An 18,856-nucleotide genomic window follows, 5' to 3' on the forward strand; every position below is an offset into this window, starting at 1 on the left:
AACCGGGTTGCCGCGCATTATCCTTGCATCCCCGCCCCGTCACACAAACCGCCATGACCCAGACCCACACCAGCCCCAAGCACATTGCCGACAGCGACCGGCTGACCCGGTTCCTGATCAACCAGGCCGGCGTCCGCGGTGTGCGCGTGCACCTCCAGGACACCTGGCAACACATCCGCGACCGGATGAGCGACGCCAACGCCCAAGCCCCGGCTGCAATCGAAATGCTGGGCGAGGCCACCGCCGCGGCGGCACTGTTCACCGGCCACGCCAAGGTGGAGGGGCGCCTGTCGGTGCAGCTGAGCAGCAGCAGCGCGTTGTGGACCTTGTTTGTCGAATGCACCTCCGCCGGAACCCTGCGCGGCGTCGTCCAACTGGCTGATCCCGGCCATGATCCGGCGGGCAACACGGTATCGCGCAACCTGCGTGAGTTGGGCGATGGCGCCGTGCTGGCAATCACCATCGAGAATCCGTCCAGCACCGGGCGCGAGCCGATGCGTTATCAAGGCCTGGTGGCGCTGCAGGCCGATTCGCTGGCCGATGCTTTCGAAGATTACTTCCGCCAGTCCGAGCAGTTGCCAACCCGGCTGTTGCTCGCAAGCGATGGCGAACGCGCTGCCGGCTTGATGCTGCAAAAGCTGCCCGGTGACGACGGCGACCAGGACGGCTGGACCCGCACCACCGCGTTGTTTGACACGCTCTCCGTCGATGAGCTGCTCGACCTCCCCGCCCAGGACCTGCTGACACGGTTGTTTCATGAAGACGGCGTACAACTGCTGGGGGACAAGCCATTGTCTTTCGCCTGCTCTTGCTCAACCGAGAGGGTCGAGGCGATGCTGGTGTCACTGGGAGAGCAGGAAGCGCTCGCGGCCGCAGCGGCATCGGATGGCAACGCGCAGATCCGTTGTGAGTTCTGTGGCCAACGCTATAGCTTCAGCGAAACGCGGATCCGCGAGTTGCTGGCCATCGCAAGGGCCGAAATGAGCCCACCGGAGCGGCTGCAGTGAGACCGCCTTCACATCCTGATGATTGTTAAAGAAACATAAACATCCTAGTATCGAGACTCCGGGGACGGGGAACTACCCCGGCTTCAACCGGTCGTAAAGTGAGCCCATGGACAAACGACTTCTCCGATTGCCGCTCGCCCTGCTGCTCGCCCTAGGCGTGGCGACGGGCGTGCACGCGCAATCGGCAAAGGTCGACTCGCCGCGTGACGCGACGGTCCTGCCGGTCTGGAACCACACCAGCGGAAAGCTCGAAGCACTGTTGTTGCTGGAGCCCACCGGCAACTCGTCTGCGGATGCGCGCTGGCGCGTGGGCACTACCACGCTGGACTCGGCGTTCGGCTTGAAGGCCGGCAACACCCTGGGGTTGGTCTGCGACCGCAGTTCCGGCCTGGCCGGCACCATCGGCAACCTCGCCAATCATTGTCTGCTGGCCGCGATGGATGACGGTAAGCAATCCAGCCATGCGGTCGCCGGCGCCAGCCTGCGCAAGGGCGATACCCGGTTCGGGCTGTCGTTGGGCAAAGGTCGCGACACCCTGCCGGCATGGCTCAACCCCACCGGTCCGCGCAGGCAGCTCGACCAGAACACATTGACGGTTTATGGCCAGCAGAACATCGGCAGCGAGGCCACCGTATCCATCGGCGGCACCTGGGCGCGGGCGCGGCTGATTCCCGCTGGCGACGTACCGGCGTTGGCCGATCATTGGGACAGCCGCAGCGTGACCGTGGGCGCCGGCTACGGCAACTTTGGCGCCAACATCATTGGTCGGGTAGTCGATACCCCTGATCAAGCCGGTGGATGGGAAGGCCTCGGTGTCGGTTTGACCTGGCGTACCCCGTGGAGCGGCCGGTTGACGGTAGGCGCGGAGAAGATCACCCGCGGCTCCAACCCGTTTGCACTCAACGCAAACGAAGACGAGGGCACCGTGCCCTACGTGCGCTACGAGCAAGACCTGTAGGTAATGCAAGCCCGGCTGACGTGAGCGAGATCGCTGCGGATCGCATAAAACCCCACCTCAAGTGTAAAAAGCCCGATTAAATCGGGTTTTTTTTTGCCTCGATATTTATATGAACAGGCGTAACGCTGGCGTAACAAACTGTACTCCGCACGCAAGCCATTGTTTTTTATATATTTTTACGCCACTAACTACTGAACGGGACTGGAATTTAACGACACTTTAATTTTTGGTCGCGGGCAGCTACTATCAGTCGGCCTTGCCGGATTTGGCGTCTCGCTTGACATCACCGGCCGGGTTCCCATGGGATTACCAAGACTGACTTGGAGAGAGAGACACATCATGACGCTCAAGACCACCAAACTCCGCGACGCGATTTCCTTCGCGCTCGTCGTAGGCGCAACCACCCTCGCCGGCTCCGGCGTGGCACTCGCGCAGGACGCAGACCAGGAGGGTCAGCAAGCCACCACCCTGGACCGCATTGAAGTCACCGGCTCGCGCATCCGCTCGGTCGATGCCGAAACCTCGCAGCCGGTCCTCGTGCTCAGCCGCGAAGACATCGCCAAGCAGGGCGTGACCTCGGTCGCCGAAGTGCTCAACCGCATTTCTGCCGCCGGCCCGTCCATCAACCGCACGTTCAACAACGGCGGCGACGGTTCCGCGACCATTTCGCTGCGCAACCTCGGCTCCTCACGCACCCTGGTGCTGGTCGATGGCCGCCGCTGGGTCTCCGGCCTGGGTGGCTCGGTTGACCTGAACACCATCCCGGCATCGATTATCGAGCGCGTCGAGGTCCTGAAGGACGGCGCCTCGGCCATCTACGGCTCCGACGCCATCGCCGGCGTAATCAACGTCATCACCCGTGACAACTACGAAGGTGCCGAGATCCGCACCCACCTCGGCCAGTTCAACCAGGGCGATGGTGAGCGCAACTCGATCGAGGCCACCATCGGCGCGAACGGCGAGCGCGGCAACGTGATCATGAGCCTGTCGCGCGTCGAGGAAGGCGAAGTCATGGGTGGCGACCGCGCTCAATCGCACGACCCGGTGTTTGGCCTGGGTTCCGCTCGGTACAGCGGATACTCCGCCAATGGCAAGATCTGGAACGCCGGCCCGCTGGATGATGGCGACGATGGCTGGAGCGAATTCGGCATCGTACCGCCGGGCGCGACCGGAACCGGCCCCGCCGGCCAGCAGCGCTACGGCATCGACCAGATCGTGCCGTGGGATCCCGCACAGCACGCCTACAACTTCGCGGCCGACAACTACCTGTTGACCCCGCAGACCCGTACCTCAATGTACCTGAAGGGCCGTTACGACATCACCGACAACATCAGCCTGCGGGCCGACGCGCTGTACAACGAGCGTCGTTCCAGCCAGCAGTTGGCCGGCTTCCCGCTCAGTGGCGGACCGGACCTGGGCAACGCAGCCGATACCGTTCTCAGTGGCGACAGCTACTTCAACCCATACAACACCAACTACGGTGGTGACGGCCGCGATCTGACCTGGAGCCACCGTCTCACCGAGCAACTGCGCGTCTACGAGCAGAACGTCAAGACCTTCCACACCTACGTCGGGTTCGAGGGCAGCTTCCAGTTCGCCGACCGCTACTTCGACTGGGATGTCGGCTACAACTTCAACAAGTCCGATCAGGAAGATGCGCAGATCGGCGACGCCAACATGGTCAACGTCGCCGCCGGTGTCGGTCCGTCGTTCCTTGACCCGGACTCGGGCAGGGTTGTTTGCGGCACCCCGGGTAACATCATCGAAGGTTGCGTGCCGTTCAATCCGCTGGCGCCGGCGGGCAGCATCCCGGCCGAGCAGATGGACTACATTCTGTTCACCGCACAGGACGCTTACCAGAGCCGCAGCGAAAGCTTCACCGCCAACCTCAGTGGCGAGATCGTCGAACTGCCGGCCGGCATGATGGGCTTCGCGGCCGGTATCGAGTCACGCAAGGAAAGTGGCTTCGATCGACCGGATGCCTTCGTGGCCGCCGGCTACACCTCGGGCAACAGCCGTCAGCCGACCGCGGGTGCGTACGACCTCGACGAGATCTACGGCGAATTGCTGATCCCGATCCTGGCCGACATGCCCGGTGCCCAGTTGCTGGAAGTCAGCCTGGCCTCGCGCTACTCGGACTACAGCAACTTCGGCGATACCACCAACAGCAAATTCGGCTTCAAGTGGAAGCCGATCGACGACCTGCTGGTCCGCGGCAACTGGGCCGAGGGCTTCCGCGCTCCGCCGATCACGACGCTGTTCCGCGGCTTGTCCGATAGCTATATCCAGTTCGGTGACATTTGTTCGTCCGACTTCACCGGCCGTACCGCCACCATCGCCGCCAACTGTCTGGCCGACGGCGTCCCCGCGGACTTCATCCAGCGCACCAACTCGGGTGACGAGTACTTCGGCCAGACGATCTTCCCGTTCTCGCTGGGTGGCAATCCGGACGCAGGCCCGGAAACCTCGACCAGCACCACGCTGGGCCTGGTATACAGCCCGTCCTATGTGACCGGCCTGGATATCTCGCTGGACTGGTGGAACATCGAGATCAAGAATGCCCTGGATTCGCCTACGACTGAGTACATCCTCAACCAGTGCTACGCCGAGGGTAACCAAGCGTACTGTGCGTTGTTCTCGCGCCGCCCGGAAGACTCGCAGATCGGCCAGCTGCTGTTGGTCCCGCAGAACCTCAGCGTGATCGAAGCTGAAGGTTACGACCTGGACGTGAACTATCGGATGGCGGAAGGGGCCTACGGCCAGTTCACCTTCGGCCTGAACGCGTCCTACACTGCCAAGTGGGATACGCAGTTCACGCCCGAAGAGGAGCCCGACAATAGGGTCGGCATGTACTACCAGGACGACCCGAACTGGCGACTGCGTGGTAACGGTTCACTCGACTGGACTATGGGTGATTTCGGCGTGACCTGGATCAGTCGGTACTACTCCGGTCTGGAAGAGACTTGCCCGGTCCCGGGCTTCGGTCTCTGCTCGGACGAGGACCGTCGCAACGAGAACGGTCCGGCGCCGCGCAACCACATCGGTTCGACCACGTACCACGACGTGCAGGCCCGCTACGAGCTGCCGTGGAACGGTACCGTCAAGCTGGGCGTGAACAACGTCTTTAAGAAGCGTTCGCCGACCGCGTTCAGCGCGTTCGCCAACTCGTTCGACCCGCAGTACGACATCCCGGACTCCCAGTACATCTACATGGAGTACGTGCAGCGCTTCTGATCGGTCCATTGATCATGCTGTGAACCAAAGCGGCCCCGGAAACGGGGCCGCTTTTTTCATGCTGGGTACAATCAATGCGGGCCCGCATGCACAACCGAGTACTGCCATGCACGACACCAGCAACGCACAACACGAGCACTTGCGCGCCGCGGCGCGGCAAGCGGCCCAGACCGGCCAGGCGGCCATGGCGCACGGCAGCTACGCCAAGCTCCTTGAGGTTCAACCCGACGACGTGGAGGCGCTCAACTTCCTGGGGATCCATGCGCTGTCCGGAGACCTTTTGGCGCGCGCACGCGAACTGCTGGAACACGCGCTCGCTGTCGCGCCCGATGACGCCCCGACCCGCAAGAACCTGGGCATCGCGCTGCTGCATTCGGGCGACCCCGGACGCGCCCAACAAGTGCTGCAGCCGGCACTGGATGAGGCGCCCGACTATTTCGTTGCCCGGTTATACCTGGGCGTGGCTCTGGAGCGGCTTGGGCGCGATGCCGATGCGGTAACCGAGTACCTGCGCGCACTCACCCTGGCCAATGCGCAGGGACACTGGCGTGACCCGAAAAGCACGCCCGCGGGTCTGCGGCCGGTGGTTGCGCACGCCGCCGAGGTGGTCCGCGCCGGCTATCCCCGCCTGTTACATGCGGTCCTGGCACCGCTGCATGAACGCCATGGACGCGCGGCCATGGCGCGGGTGGACAAGTGCTTGGCCGGCTACCTGGGGGATCGCTCGGTTCGGCCGGCCGACCCGGCACAGAAACCAACCTTCCTGTACTTCCCCGGCCTGCCCGAGACGCCGTTCCTGTCGCGTGACCTGTTCCCCTGGTACGAACAGATGGAGGCGTGCACCGATGCGATCCGCGACGAGCTGCTTGCGGTGTTGGCGGCCGACGGTGCGGACCTGGTTCCGTTCCTGGGCGAGCCGCCACCGGGCATGACCTCGCAGTATCTCGGCGGTCGCGCGGACGTAAAGCCACAGTGGGATGGATTGTTTTTCCACCGCCACGGGAACCGCAATGACGAGAACTGCCGGCGCTGCCCGCAGACCGCCGCCGCCCTGGAGGCGGCGCCGACGGTTCGCATACGCGGGCATGCGCCCGAGTCGCTGTTCTCGGTGCTGGGTGCCGGCTCGCACATCCTGCCGCACACCGGCGTGACCAACACCCGCGTGGTCACTCATCTGCCGCTGCTGGTCCCGGGCGACTGCACCCTGCGCGTCGCCGACCAGCGCCACGACTGGCAACAAGGCCGCTGCATCACGTTTGACGACACCTTCGAGCACGAGGCATGGAACAACAGCAACAGGACCCGGGTGATCCTGTTGTTTGATGTCTGGAACCCGCACATGACCCCGGTGGAGCAGATCGCGGTCACCGAGCTGGTAGCGGCGATTGCCGACCTGAGGGGCGACCAGCTTTAGCCGCAAGCTGCCGTCAATCGGGACGCCCGGGCATTGCGGTTAGTCGATTGGGTCGGCCTGGCCGTCCCAATCAACCGGCCAGGCGCGCTGCAATCCGCTGCTGCTCGTCCTTCAACGCCTGTCGCATGCGTGGGCGGTATTGGTCGAGGTACACGCCGATGCTGGCAAACTCGGCCTGCCAGCCTACCGGCTGTTCCCTTCACCCGGCCGGTCTTCCCAGCACCCGCAGGTTGTCGCCGAATCCCGGCCAAATAAACCTGCCATCGTCGCTCTTGCGGAGCCAGTTGACTTGGATGACCCTCGGCAGCGACTACATTCTTGAATATCAAAAAAAGGTCACCATCGGCAATCCGGCAAGCCTTTTCTCAAAGCGACGTATCACTTGACCGTCCTGTGACAATGCGATGTCCGTCACTCATTCACGTTTATTAACGTGTTATAAGGGCACGTCGCAGTGACGCGACGTGAATTGGAGAGAGACGGATGAATCCCAAATCATTGGCTATTGGTATCGCTGGCCGCAGCTTTCTCGATGCCCGCCGAGGCACGTAATGATGACAACAGACAAGCTGCTTCTGCGGCTACAACTTTTGGTTTTTATTGTGAGGGTCTTGGTAACGGCGGCTACTGTAGTGCCAACGTGGAAGGGCCGGTTGCAGGTCCTCTTACTTATATCTGGGGAAGCACCGGCACGGTTATCAAACCGAATCCCTGCGGAACATCAAGTATCATGTGTCGTTGGTCCTGCACCGGATATGACAACGGCTCAATGACTCTATCTGTCTATGATGCCAACGGTTCTCTTGTTGGCAGCGGCTCCAAAGCCGTGTGCAGCGGTGGTATTGGGCACCAGCGATAGCAAGCGGTGGAATCAAAAGATCAGGCGCTTTGAGCGAATGAGAAGCGACCTCGGAACCGAGGTCGTTTTTTTGCGTAAACACGGGCTCTTATGGAGCCCGCACATAATCCCGGTCGGGCAGACCGCGGCCACCCAACTGGTGTCGGTGATTGCCGACCTGCGGGGCGACCAGCTATAAACCGCGTCGCCCTTGTAGGCGTTGGACCAAGCCGGCCAAGCTGGCTGCAATATGCTGCTGCTCGTCCTTCAACGCCTGCGGCATGCGGGAGCCGTAATCGTCGAGGTACTCGCCGATACTGGCGAACTCGGCCTGCCAGCCGGCCGGCTCGAAGCCGAACAGTTTGGCGCGGGCCTCGCCATCAAGCTCGAGACCTTCAAGGTTGATATCGGCATCGGTCGGCAGGAAGCCGATCGGGGTATCGACCGCACCGGCCTCGCCCTTCACCCGGCCGATCATCCACTCCAGCACCCGCAGGTTGTCGCCGAAGCCGGGCCACATGAATTTGCCATCGTCGCTCTTGCGGAACCAGTTGACGTGGAAGATCTTCGGCAGCTTCGCGCCCGGCGCGTCGAACGACAGCCAGTGTTTGAAGTAATCGGCGAAGTTGTAGCCGCAGAACGGCTTCATCGCCATCGGGTCGCGACGCATCACCCCCACCGCGCCGGTGGCGGCGGCGGTGGTCTCCGAGCCCATCGCGGCGCCAACCAGCACGCCGTGGGCCCAGTCGCGGGCCTCGAACACCAGCGGCACCAGCGAGGCACGACGGCCGCCAAAGACAATCGCCGAGATCGGCACGCCGGCCGGGTTCTCGCTCTCCGGTGAGTAGCTCGGACATTGCCGCGCCGACACGGTGAAACGCGAGTTGGGGTGCGCGGCCGGGCGCTTGCTGGCGTCATACGGCTCGCCGCGCCAGTCGGTGACCGGCTCGCCCTCGCCCAGGCCTTCCCACCACGGCTGGTTGTCAGCAGTCACGCCGACATTGGTGAAGATGGTGTTGGACTGGATCGACTCCAGCGCATTGGGGTTCGACTTCTTCGACGTGCCCGGGGCGACGCCGAAGAAGCCCGCCTCCGGATTGATCGCGTACAGCCGGCCGTCGGCGCCCGGGCGCATCCAGCAGATGTCGTCGCCGACGGTGGTGATCTTCCAGCCATCGGCGCGGTAGCCCTCCGGCGGAATCAGCATTGCCAGGTTGGTCTTGCCGCACGCCGACGGGAACGCAGCAGCGATGTAATGGGTCTCGCCCTGCGGGTTTTCCAACCCCAGGATCAGCATGTGCTCCGCCAGCCAGCCTTCCGATTTCGCCTGATGGCTGGCGATGCGCAGCGCGTGGCATTTCTTGCCCAGCAGCGCGTTGCCGCCGTAGCCGGAACCATACGACTTGATCGACAGCTCCTCGGGAAAATGCATGATCAGGCGGCGATTGGGGTCGAGCTCTCCGGTCGAGTGCAGGCCCTTGACGAACGTGTCTGTCCGCCCGTCGCGAGCGGCTCGCTCGCCCTCGCGTTCGATCCGCGCCAGTGCCGGGGCGCCCATGCGGGTCATGATCCGCATGTTGGCGACCACGTACGGGCTGTCGGTGATCTCCACGCCACAGCGCGACAGTGGGGAGTCGATCGGCCCCATGCAATACGGGATCACGTACATCGTGCGCCCCTGCATGCAGCCGTCAAACAGCGCATCGATCTTGGCGTGGGCTTCGGCCGGCGGCATCCAGTGGTTATTGGGACCGGCATCGTCACGACTGGACGGACACACGAAGGTCAGGTGCTCGACCCGGGCGACGTCATCAGGGTCGGAGCGATGCAGCCAGCTGCCCGGATGGGTCTGCTCATTGAGCTTGATCAGGGTGCCGTCGGCCTGCATCAATGCGTTGAGTGCATCGCTTTGTGCATCGCTGCCATCGCACCATTGGATGTGGTCGGGCCGGGTCAGCGCAGCCACCTCGGCGACCCAGGTATTCAACGCTTGCAGCCTGCTGCCCTTCACTGCTGGCACATCATTGGGGCTTGCACTATTGGAGCTTGCATCATTGGCAATTGCATTCACGGCATTGGCCTCCAGCCGGTTGGTTATCGGGTATGGGCGCACGACCCTCGGAAGGCGTCCGGATGCTGCGGATGGTTACAGCGTGTCGGGAATCAACGTCGTCATCATGTGCTCGACGTAGGCGTCGAAGTCCTCGTGCTGCAGGCGCGTCTGCCGCAACTGCAGGTTCAGTTGCAGGAAACCCACGTAGGCCGCATAGGCCAACCGCGCGCGGTTCTGGGCATCGTTGCGCCCCATACCGGCCTGGCGGAACGAGGCGGTCAGGTACTCGAGCCGGCGCTCGGACACGCGACCAATCACCGGCTGTACCGCCGGGTGGTCCAGCGCCTTGAGCAGTTCGGAATAGATAATGTGCGCCTTGTACTCGTGGGCCACCATCGAGAACAGCGCACGCAGGCGTTCACGCGGATCGGCAACCGCCTCGAGCTGACCGAAGACGGTTTCCTGCTCCATCGTCTCCCAGCGTTCCAGCGCGGCCACCAGCAATGCGTCCCGCGATGGGAAGTGCCAGTAGAAACTGCCTTTGGTGACCCCAAGCCTGCGTGCCAGCGGCTCGACGGCGACCGCGGCCACGCCCTGCTCGGCGATGACATCCAATGCGGCCTGTGCCCAGTCATCGGCACTGAGCCGGCCACTGCGCTCGGACTTGACGGGCGGCGCGCTGGCCGGGGACTGTGTGATGGTCTGGGTCATGACGGTCGAGTGTAGCAACCATACGGCGCTGCTGGTAAAGCGTATGTAGCCGCTGGATCAACACGGTAAACGCAAGGTTGACAGCGGTTGCCGGGGTTTACCATACTTGAGCGTATGTTGTCTTCATGACCAGTCTCTGGTCATCCCGTCGCACCGCCGCTGGAGCGTCCCAATGAGCATCGCCATCCCGTTTCTCCTTCTGTTGCTGATAAGCGGAATCGCCGCTTACCACCGGTGGCGCTTGCCGGTCTGGGTCGCGTTGGTCGCCGTCGCGCTGGTCGCGTGCTGGCTGCTGGGTGCCAACGCCATTGCCACCATCATTGCCGGGCTGGTGTTGGCCATCATCGCGGTGCCGTTGCTGCTGCCGCCGATCCGCCTGCCCTTCATCACCACCCCGCTACTTGGTTTTTACACCAAGATCCTGCCGCCGCTGTCGGAGACCGAGCGGGTCGCACTGGAGGCAGGCACGGTCGGTTTTGAAGGCGAGCTGTTCTCCGGCAAGCCCGATTGGCGCGTGTTGCTCGACCAACCCGCTCCCCGCCTCTCCGCCGAGGAACAGGCATTCCTCGACGGCCCCTGCGAGCAACTGTGCGCAATGACCAACGACTGGGATATCACCCACGTGCGCGCCGACCTGCCGCCGGAGATGTGGGAGTTCATCAAGACCAACAAGTTCTTCGGCATGATCGTGCCGAAGGAATACGGCGGGCTGGGTTTCTCTGCCCTGGCCAACCACAAGGTGATCCAGAAACTCGCGTCGATCTCCGCCGTGGTCAGCTCGACCGTCGGCGTGCCCAACTCGCTGGGGCCGGCCGAGCTGCTGATGCACTACGGCACCGAGGAACAAAAAGACCACTACCTGCCGCGTCTGGCCGACGGGCGTGAAGTGCCCTGTTTCGCCCTGACCGGACCGTGGGCGGGCTCGGATGCGACCTCGATCCCGGACTTCGGCATTGTCTGCATGGGCGAGTGGAACGGCGCGAACGTGGTCGGCGTCAAGCTGACCTTCGACAAGCGCTATATCACCCTGGCGCCGGTCGCGACCCTGATCGGCATGGCCTTCCGGATGTATGACCCCGACGCCATCCTGGGCGACGTGCGCGACATCGGCATCAGCCTGGCGTTGTTGCCGCGTGATACCGCCGGCATCGATATCGGCCGCCGCCATTTCCCGCTCAACAGTCCGTTCCAGAATGGCCCGTTGCAGGGGCGCGAGGTATTCATCCCGCTGAGCCAGCTGATCGGCGGCGAGGCCCAGGCCGGCAAGGGCTGGCAGATGCTGGTGGAGGTGTTGTCGATCGGCCGTTCCATCACCCTGCCCTCCACCGCCAGCGGCGGCAGCAAGCTGGGTGCGGTGGTCACCGGCGCATACGCGCGCATCCGCAAGCAGTTCGGCCTGTCAATCGGACGCTTCGAAGGCGTGCAGGAGGCGCTGGCGCGGATTGCCGGTAACGCCTACACGATCAGCGCGCTGTCGGAATCCACCGCGGCAGCCGTGACCCGTGGGGAAAACCCGGCCGTACCGTCGACCATCGCCAAGTACCACTGCACCGAGCTGGGCCGTCAGGTGGCCCAGGATGCGATGGACATCCACGGCGGCAAGGGCATCATCCTGGGCCCGAAAAACTACCTGGGTCGCTCGTGGCAGGCCGCCCCGATCGCGATCACGGTCGAGGGTGCCAACATCATGACCCGCTCGCTGATGATCTTCGGCCAGGGCGCGATCCTGTGCCATCCTTGGGTGCTCAAGGAGATGAAGGCCGCGATGCTGCCGGACGGGCCCGAGCGCGTGCGCGAGTTCGACCACAACCTGTTTGGCCACATCGGTTTCGCGATCTCCAACGCCGTGCGATCGCTGTGGTTCGGCGTGACCGGCGCGAGCATCGGCACCGCTCCCGGTGATGCCTACACCCGCCGCTACTACCGCAAGCTCAACCGCTATTCGGCGGCCCTGGCGTTGTGCGCCGATACCTCGATGCTGATGCTGGGCGGCAAGCTGAAATTCAAGGAGTCGCTGTCGGGCCGACTGGGCGATGTGCTCAGCCAGCTCTACATCGCCAGTGCCCTGCTCAAGCGTTACCAGGACCAGGGCTGCCCGGAGACTGACCAGCCATTACTGGCGTGGGCATTCCACAACGCCGTACACAAGATCGAGATCGCCTTGTCCGGCGCGCTGCGCAACTTCCCGATCCGTCCGGTCGGCTGGTTGTTGTGGGTGCTGGTCTTTCCGGTGGGCCGCCGCGCACAGGCCCCCAGCGATCGTCTTGGCCATCGTGCCGCGAGCTTGCTGATGTCGCCCAACGCGGCGCGCGACCGCCTCGCCGAAGGCATTTTCCTGACCCCGATGGCAAGCAACCCGGCCGGCCGGATCAACAGCTACCTGCAGGCGGCGATCCTGGCCGAGCCGGTGGAGCGCAAGTTCCTGAAGGCGATGAAAAACAGCGACATCGAATCGCTGACCTTTGCCGAGCAACTCGATGAAGGCGTGCGCGAGGGCTGGATCAGCGCCGACGAGCGCGGCCAGCTGGAAGCGCTGCGCGAGATGACCATCGACACCATCAGCGTGGATGACTTCGATACCGAGGAACTGCGCTCGGCCGGTTACCGGCGCCAGGACCGGCAGGAACCGGCCCTGGCATAGACCGGCGGAAACATCGCGACACGGCGGCGGGCATGGTCCCGCCGTCGTCTTTTCCGGACTCGCAATCCAGCGACCGCAAGCACTCCAGAAAGCGAGGGCACCCTGATGACGTCGTCCACCCTGATCCAGCTTTGCGGCATCCACAGTCTGGGTTTTGCCATATTCCACATGGCGTTCTGGCGCTTGTTCCGGTGGCGGAAAAGCCTGGCTTCCGCCACCGCCGTGGACGGGGCGATCTTGCAGATCCTCAACCTGCGGCTGATTTACGTCTTCCTGGGCATGGCTGTGCTTTGCTTCTGCTTCACCGATGAACTCGATGACAGCGCCCTGGGTCAGGCATTGCTGGCCGGCATGTCGTTGTTCTGGGTCGGCCGCACGATCGAGCAGTTCCTGTTCCTGCGGATCAACCGGCCGATGGTGCACGTGTTGACCGCCTTGTTCGTTCTCGGCGCCGTGTTGTTCGCGCTGCCGCTGGTTGACCAGGCTGGTTGAACAGGCTGGTTGAACAGGCTGGTTGAACAGGCTGGTTGATCAGGCTCGTTGATCAGACAGCTCGATCAGGTGAAGTCACGGCTCGCGCGGCTCTGCTGCGTCGTCTTCGGGCAGATCACGTTGCGCGCGTACGACCTGCCACGCGCCAGCGGTCATGCCCAGCGCAACCACGATGCCGGTGGCGAACACCACGCCCGAGCCGAACACGGCAACCACCTTGTGCAGCCACACGAAGGTCACGTCCGCGCCGCGATAGATCGCGGTATCGATCACCGCCTTGGCCTTGTAACGCGACTCCCGGTCGACCCGGGTGTACAGGGTTTCGCGGGCGGGCTTGGCGAGTGAGAACTCGCCTGCGCGGGTCATCACCTGCACGATCGCGATCAGCACCGGCAACGGCGAGGCGGCCAGCATGCAGTACCCCAGCAAGATCGCGATCGCCGGCCCCAACAGCGCGGGTGCAACCCCGTAGCGTCGCAACAGCCAGCGCGTGAGCAGTAGCTGGATCAGCAGCGTCAATCCGTTCACTGCCCAATCGATCGTGGCGTAGTAGCGCGTGCCTGCTTCCGGGCTCGGATAGAACTGCTTCACGATCGCCGCCTGCTCGTTGTACAGCAGGGTGCCGACGCCAACGCCGAAGAACAGGGTGATCGCCAGCGCGCGCAGCAGCGGGCGCTGCCACACCAATTTGAGCCCGGCCCACACCGAGCCGCCCATGGCCTGCTCGCCATTCACCTCGCCATGCAGGCGCTCGCGCTGCATCGCCCAGGGCCGCAGCCTGAGGATGCACAGCAGGCACACCGCCAGAAAACCCGCCGACACCAGCAGCAGGTTGGCAATCCCCAGCCGCCCCACCAGTACCTGGGTAATCACCGGTCCCACCAGCGCGCCAATGGTGCCGCCGGCGCCGATGTACCCATAGACCAGCTTGGCGTGCTGGTTATCGAACACATCGGCCATGAAACTCCAGAACACCGTCACCGCGAACAGGTTGAACACGGCCGTCCAGATGAAAAACGCGCCGCCCCGACCCGACACACCGGTGTGGAACAACCAGTAGAAGCACACCAGGCAGGCGATGAAGACCAGGTACACCACTGGCAGGAACACCCGGCGCGGGAACCGTGCCACCAGCCCGCCGTACAGCGGTTGCAGCACCAGCATCGCCACGAAGGTGCCGGTAAACAGGATTTGCAGGGTGTACTCGCCCAGCGCAAACCCCGCCCCTTCCGCCCACCGGAGCAACCAGCGCGGGAACACAGTCGCGGCATCGCCAGACGCGCCCATGGCGTCGCGCACCGGGCGCAACACGTAGTAGCCGCATAGAAGGCTGAAGAAATACAGCAGCGACCACCACAACGGCGGTGAGTCGGTCAGCGCAGCGCGGAAGCGATGGAGGCGACGGAATCCGTCGGGACGGTTCACGCGCGGCCCAGTAGCGGCGGCAGCGGACAATGCAGCACGCCACAGATGGTCCGCAGCAACTCGGACTCGGCAACACTGACGCGGCCGTCATGACTGATGGCAATCGTGATTGCCTCGACCAGCAGCTGCTTTGCCAACGGGTCCAGTGCATCCAGCGGCACCCAGCCGTCTTCCAGCGCGATCACTCCGGAGCCCGGCGGTGCATAAGCGACGTGGTCGCGCGGCAGGATTCGTTGCAAACCGGCCAGGTAGGCACGCCGGGCGCTGGCCGGGTCGGCATGGCCGGCATCGGCGACCACCGCCAGCAAGGTCGCGATTTCGGACTTCAACTGGCGCGGCTTGCGACGCCCGATCCGTGCATAGCGGGAGGGGTCGAGTGACTCGCGCAACTGCACGCTCAGCAGCCGGCCCAGGCAGTATTCGAACAGCGACACGTCGCCGTCCGCGAACACCATCGCATTGGCGGCATCCAGGAACAGCTCCAGCTGCGGTCTGGGCCGGCGGCGCAACACCGGGAAGGCCAGCGCCGCCAGCGGCAGCCGCAACATCGGGTGCAGCGCTTCCAGTTCGCCCTGCCACTGGGCCATGTCGACGGCAGCCGCTTTGCCCAGGCGGGCGGCAACTTCGATCTTCTGCTTGTCGGCAATCGCCGGGCGCGGGTCCAGCAACAAGGCCAGTACCAATGCCATGACCCGTTCACGGTCGCGGGCTACCGCGCGCAGGTGTTCAGGCATCTGGGTCACGATCGCGTCGGCGCGCCGGTGGTCATCGCGGTCCGGTTGTCCGACCTGGGTGGAGACGGCGACAGCATCCAGTTGCTGCTCGCCGGCTGCGGGCAACGCCGACCCGCCGTGCAGGCCCATCTGCAGATCCTCTTCGAGCCCGCTGGGCGGTTGCTGCAGCCAAAGTTGAGAAAGCGCATCCAGCTGATCCACGCGGAAGCCCGGCTCCAGCACCTGAATGCGCTCCAGCAGCGGCGGGTGGGTTGCCAGCAGGGAGCCGAACCAGCCGCCAAACGCCAACCCTTCGCCAAACAGCATGTGGCTGACTTCCTCGGCATCGCCGGCCGATACCAGTTGCGAGCCATCGGGCAGCCCGCCGATTTTCTTCAGTGCGCCCGCCAGTCCGGCCGTTTGCCGGGTGAACTGGACCGCGCTGGCATCGGCGAGACGCTCGCGACTGCGGCTGACACCGGCACGGATCATGCGCGCAAAGAACAGGCCTATCCATCCGATCGCCAGCGCCACGAACGCGCTGACCATGATGCCGACCGCCACGCCCGCACCGCGCCCTCGCCCACCGCCACGCAAGCCAATCGTGCCGAAGCTCAGCACCTTGTGGCCGATCAGGGCGATCATCGATATCCCGAACAGCACCCCGACCAGGTGCAGGTTCAGTCGCATGTCGCCGTTGAGGATATGACTGAACTCGTGGGCCACCACGCCCTGCAACTCGTCGCGGTTGAGCCGGTCCAGGGTGCCGCGGGTGACCGCGACCACGGCGTCCGACGAGGAGTAGCCCGCGGCAAACGCGTTGATGCCTGCATCGTTCTCGAGCACATACAACTGCGGCATCGGCACGCCGGAGGCGATGGCGATCTCTTCGACCACGTTGCGGAACCGTCGCAGATCCAGATCGCCGGGGTCCTCGGGCACCGGCACCCCGCCCAGTTGCAGCGCGATCGACTCGCCACCGCCGCTCAAACTGGACAAGCGGTACAGCGACCCCAGGCCGATCACCGCCAGCGTCCCCAGGGTGAAAAACAGCAGCGCGCCGGGATGGGCGCCCGCAAACAACCACACCACCAAGTCGACCGCTACCACGATGGCCAGTACCGCCAACACGAACAGCACCACCAGGCGCGTGGAGCTGCGCCGGGCCGCGGCCTGGTGTTCAAAGAAGTTCATCGGCGTGACCTGGCGGCGCTACCGGCGGCGACGCTAGAACTGCACCTGCGGCGCTTGGCGCATTTGCGCCTGATCGGCCGGAATGTCGAGCAGCCCCGCCGGCTTGAAGCCGAAGTTGCCGGCGATCAGGCTGGCCGGAAACACCTCGCGCCGCGTGTTGTAGGCGGTCACCGCATCGTTGTAGGCCTGCCGGGCGAAAGCCACCTTGTTTTCGGTGCTGGTCAGTGCCTCGGTCAGCTGCATCATGGTCTGGTTGCCTTTCAGGTCCGGATACGCCTCGACCACGGCCAGCAGCCGGCCCAGGGCGCCCTGCAGCACGCCCTCGCTGTTGCCCAGTTGCGCCATGGCTTCGGGATCACCGGGATGGCTATTGGCCGCCGACAGGCCCGATATTGCCGCCGCGCGAGCGTTCATGACCGACTCCAGGGTCTCGCGCTCGTGTTTCAGGTAACCCTTGGCGGTTTCCACCAGGTTGGGGATCAGCTCGAACCGCCGTTGCAGTTGCACGTCAATCTGCGCAAATGCGTTCTTGAACCGATTCCGCGCCGTCACCAGACCGTTGTAAAGACCGACACCCCAGAAAATGAACAGGGCAACTAAAGCCAATAGAATCAGGAAGCTGAACATGATTGCTCGCAAACCTCTGGATAACAGCGTTATGATCGGGTGAACCCAGCATACGCAGGCGCTGCGACCGATGAAAGACGATCCAAACAGGCGACCCGGCATCAGCGGACGCTTGGCGGCGCTCGCATTCCTCCTGACCCTGGCCTTGGCCTCCACTGCGCAGACTTCATTGCGCGGGGACGATGCGCCGCCGCCGAGTCCGACCATCACCGTGGCAGGCACTGGCCAGGCGCCGGCAGCCACCGTGGTACCGGTGGTGGTGCCGTCTGGCTCGCCTGAAAGCTTGACCAACGCCGAGCTGCCACCGCCCGCGATCGTTCCCGCCGGTCCGCCGCTACCCACGGGGTTTGATGTCCAGACCTTCGAGGCCATGGCGCAGCAGATCGTCGCCGACCAACGGGTGCCGGGCCTGGCGATGGCGATCGTGCATAACGGACAGATCCTCAGCGCTCGCGGTTATGGCATTACCGATGTCAGCGATGCCGAGCCGGTCGACGGACACACGGTGTTCCGCCTGGCCTCCCTGTCGAAAGCGTTCGCCGGCGCCACGGCGGGGCTGCTGGTCAGCAATGGCACCTTGCGCTGGGACAGCAAGCTGACCGATTACCTTCCCCAGTTCGAACTCAGCACGGCCGGCGCCGCGCAGAAGATCACCGTCGCGGACCTGCTCAGTCACCGCGTCGGCCTGCCGCATAACGCCTATGACCGTGACCTTGAAAACTACGTTTCCTACCGCGACTTGACCCGCAAGCTGGCCAACGCGCCAATGAAGTGCGCGCCGGGCACCTGCTATGCCTATCAGAACGTGGCCTTCAGCCTGATTGGCGACATCGTGTTTGCCGCGACCGGCGACTTCTACAGCCAGGAAGTCCAAAGCCGCCTGCTCAAGCCCTTGGGGATGAACGACGCCAGCGTCGGCCTGGAAGGCATCGAGTCCAGCGCGCGTTGGGCCAAACCGCATGTGCGCCGCAGCGGCGGCTGGGTCTCGCTGATGCCCAAGCCCACCTATTACGAAGTGGCACCGGCGGCGGGGGTCAATGCCAGCGCCAGCGACATGGCGCAATGGTTGATCGCCCAGACCGGTCACCGCCCCGACGTACTGCCTGCCCCGCTGCTGGCCACCTTGCACGAGTCGCTGGTGGATACGCCCTATCAGACGCGCAGTTCGGCCTGGCGGCGCGCGCGCCTGGACTCGGCAGGGTATGCGTTGGGCTGGCGCGTCTATGACTACTCCGGCCACCGGCTGATCTACCACGCCGGAGCGGTGCAGGGTTATCGGGGCATGATCGCACTGCTGCCCGAGAGCGACCTGGGCATTGCGGTGCTGTGGAACGGCGAAAGCTCGCTTCCATCAGGGCTGCTGCCGACCCTGATCGACCGCGCGGTGGGCATCCCCTCGGAGCTCACTGCCTGGGTCGATGTGGATATGGACCGGACCACGACCACCATGTACGCCAACCGGCAGGAGCCGGGTGAGGCTCCGGGCAGCACGGCCACCAGCGCTACCGCCGCGCCGCAATAGCCGGGTTTCTCCCGGCACCATCGCAAA

The 18,856-nt window shown here is 64.2% G+C and carries 13 protein-coding genes; 7 read left to right on the plus strand and 6 right to left on the minus strand.

Annotated elements, in window-relative coordinates:
* Window positions 1–83 precede the first annotated feature (83 nt).
* The 4 genes from hslO to ACW7G1_RS13125 all read left to right on the plus strand — a co-directional run bounded on the left by hslO (window position 84) and on the right by ACW7G1_RS13125 (window position 6,613).
* A complete protein-coding gene (gene hslO, locus ACW7G1_RS13110) occupies window positions 84–1,007 on the plus strand; it encodes an Hsp33 family molecular chaperone HslO (RefSeq protein ID WP_456980380.1) in 924 nt (307 codons plus the stop codon).
* Window positions 1,008–1,149: 142 nt separating this feature from the next.
* Window positions 1,150–1,965 carry an XOO1806 family protein gene (locus tag ACW7G1_RS13115; protein ID WP_456980381.1) on the plus strand — a complete coding sequence of 272 codons (816 nt, stop codon included), beginning with the start codon at window positions 1,150–1,152 and terminating at the stop codon, window positions 1,963–1,965.
* Window positions 1,966–2,304: 339 nt separating this feature from the next.
* Window positions 2,305–5,199 carry a TonB-dependent receptor plug domain-containing protein gene (locus ACW7G1_RS13120; protein WP_456980208.1) on the plus strand — a complete coding sequence of 965 codons (2,895 nt, stop codon included), beginning with the start codon at window positions 2,305–2,307 and terminating at the stop codon, window positions 5,197–5,199.
* Window positions 5,200–5,305: 106 nt separating this feature from the next.
* Window positions 5,306–6,613 (plus strand): aspartyl/asparaginyl beta-hydroxylase domain-containing protein, encoded by a 1,308-nt coding sequence (locus ACW7G1_RS13125; RefSeq protein WP_456980209.1) that lies wholly within the window; start codon window positions 5,306–5,308, stop codon window positions 6,611–6,613.
* A gap of 199 nt (window positions 6,614–6,812) precedes the next feature.
* On the opposite strand, the gene ACW7G1_RS13130 is transcribed toward ACW7G1_RS13125, so the two are convergent.
* From ACW7G1_RS13130 to ACW7G1_RS13140, 3 genes are all read right to left on the minus strand, one after another.
* Entirely contained in the window at window positions 6,813–6,920 is a 108-nt protein-coding gene (locus ACW7G1_RS13130) for a phosphoenolpyruvate carboxykinase domain-containing protein (RefSeq protein WP_456980382.1), read from the minus strand.
* 724 nt (window positions 6,921–7,644) lie between these two features.
* On the minus strand, window positions 7,645–9,438 hold the full coding sequence (locus tag ACW7G1_RS13135) for a phosphoenolpyruvate carboxykinase (GTP) (RefSeq protein ID WP_456980210.1): 1,794 nt from the start codon (window positions 9,436–9,438) through the stop codon (window positions 7,645–7,647).
* A gap of 159 nt (window positions 9,439–9,597) precedes the next feature.
* On the minus strand, window positions 9,598–10,215 hold the full coding sequence (locus ACW7G1_RS13140) for a TetR/AcrR family transcriptional regulator (protein WP_456980211.1): 618 nt from the start codon (window positions 10,213–10,215) through the stop codon (window positions 9,598–9,600).
* Between the two features lie 172 nt (window positions 10,216–10,387).
* On the opposite strand from ACW7G1_RS13140, the gene ACW7G1_RS13145 reads away from it, so the two are divergent.
* Both ACW7G1_RS13145 and ACW7G1_RS13150 read left to right on the plus strand, forming a co-directional pair.
* Complete coding sequence (locus ACW7G1_RS13145; RefSeq protein WP_456980212.1) at window positions 10,388–12,856, plus strand: acyl-CoA dehydrogenase; 2,469 nt, start codon at window positions 10,388–10,390, stop codon at window positions 12,854–12,856.
* Window positions 12,857–12,961: 105 nt separating this feature from the next.
* Window positions 12,962–13,348: a hypothetical protein gene (locus ACW7G1_RS13150; RefSeq protein ID WP_456980213.1), complete on the plus strand. Its 387-nt coding sequence runs from the start codon at window positions 12,962–12,964 to the stop codon at window positions 13,346–13,348.
* 75 nt (window positions 13,349–13,423) lie between these two features.
* Here the strand turns inward: ACW7G1_RS13150 and ACW7G1_RS13155 are convergent, their stop codons facing one another.
* The 3 genes from ACW7G1_RS13155 to ACW7G1_RS13165 are packed head-to-tail and all read right to left on the minus strand — an operon-like array spanning window position 13,424 to window position 17,307.
* Entirely contained in the window at window positions 13,424–14,773 is a 1,350-nt protein-coding gene (locus ACW7G1_RS13155; protein WP_456980214.1) for an NTP/NDP exchange transporter, read from the minus strand.
* Window positions 14,770–16,680: a M48 family metallopeptidase gene (locus tag ACW7G1_RS13160; RefSeq protein WP_456980215.1), complete on the minus strand. Its 1,911-nt coding sequence runs from the start codon at window positions 16,678–16,680 to the stop codon at window positions 14,770–14,772. Before ACW7G1_RS13160 ends, ACW7G1_RS13155 begins: the two co-directional genes overlap by 4 nt.
* A 33-nt stretch (window positions 16,681–16,713) precedes the next feature.
* On the minus strand, window positions 16,714–17,307 hold the full coding sequence (locus ACW7G1_RS13165; RefSeq protein WP_456980216.1) for a LemA family protein: 594 nt from the start codon (window positions 17,305–17,307) through the stop codon (window positions 16,714–16,716).
* 70 nt (window positions 17,308–17,377) lie between these two features.
* Between ACW7G1_RS13165 and ACW7G1_RS13170 the strand changes: the two genes are divergently transcribed.
* Entirely contained in the window at window positions 17,378–18,829 is a 1,452-nt protein-coding gene (locus ACW7G1_RS13170) for a serine hydrolase domain-containing protein (RefSeq protein ID WP_456980217.1), read from the plus strand.
* The last annotated feature ends 27 nt before the right edge of the window (window positions 18,830–18,856 follow it).

Source organism: Lysobacter sp. A378, assembly GCF_054052125.1.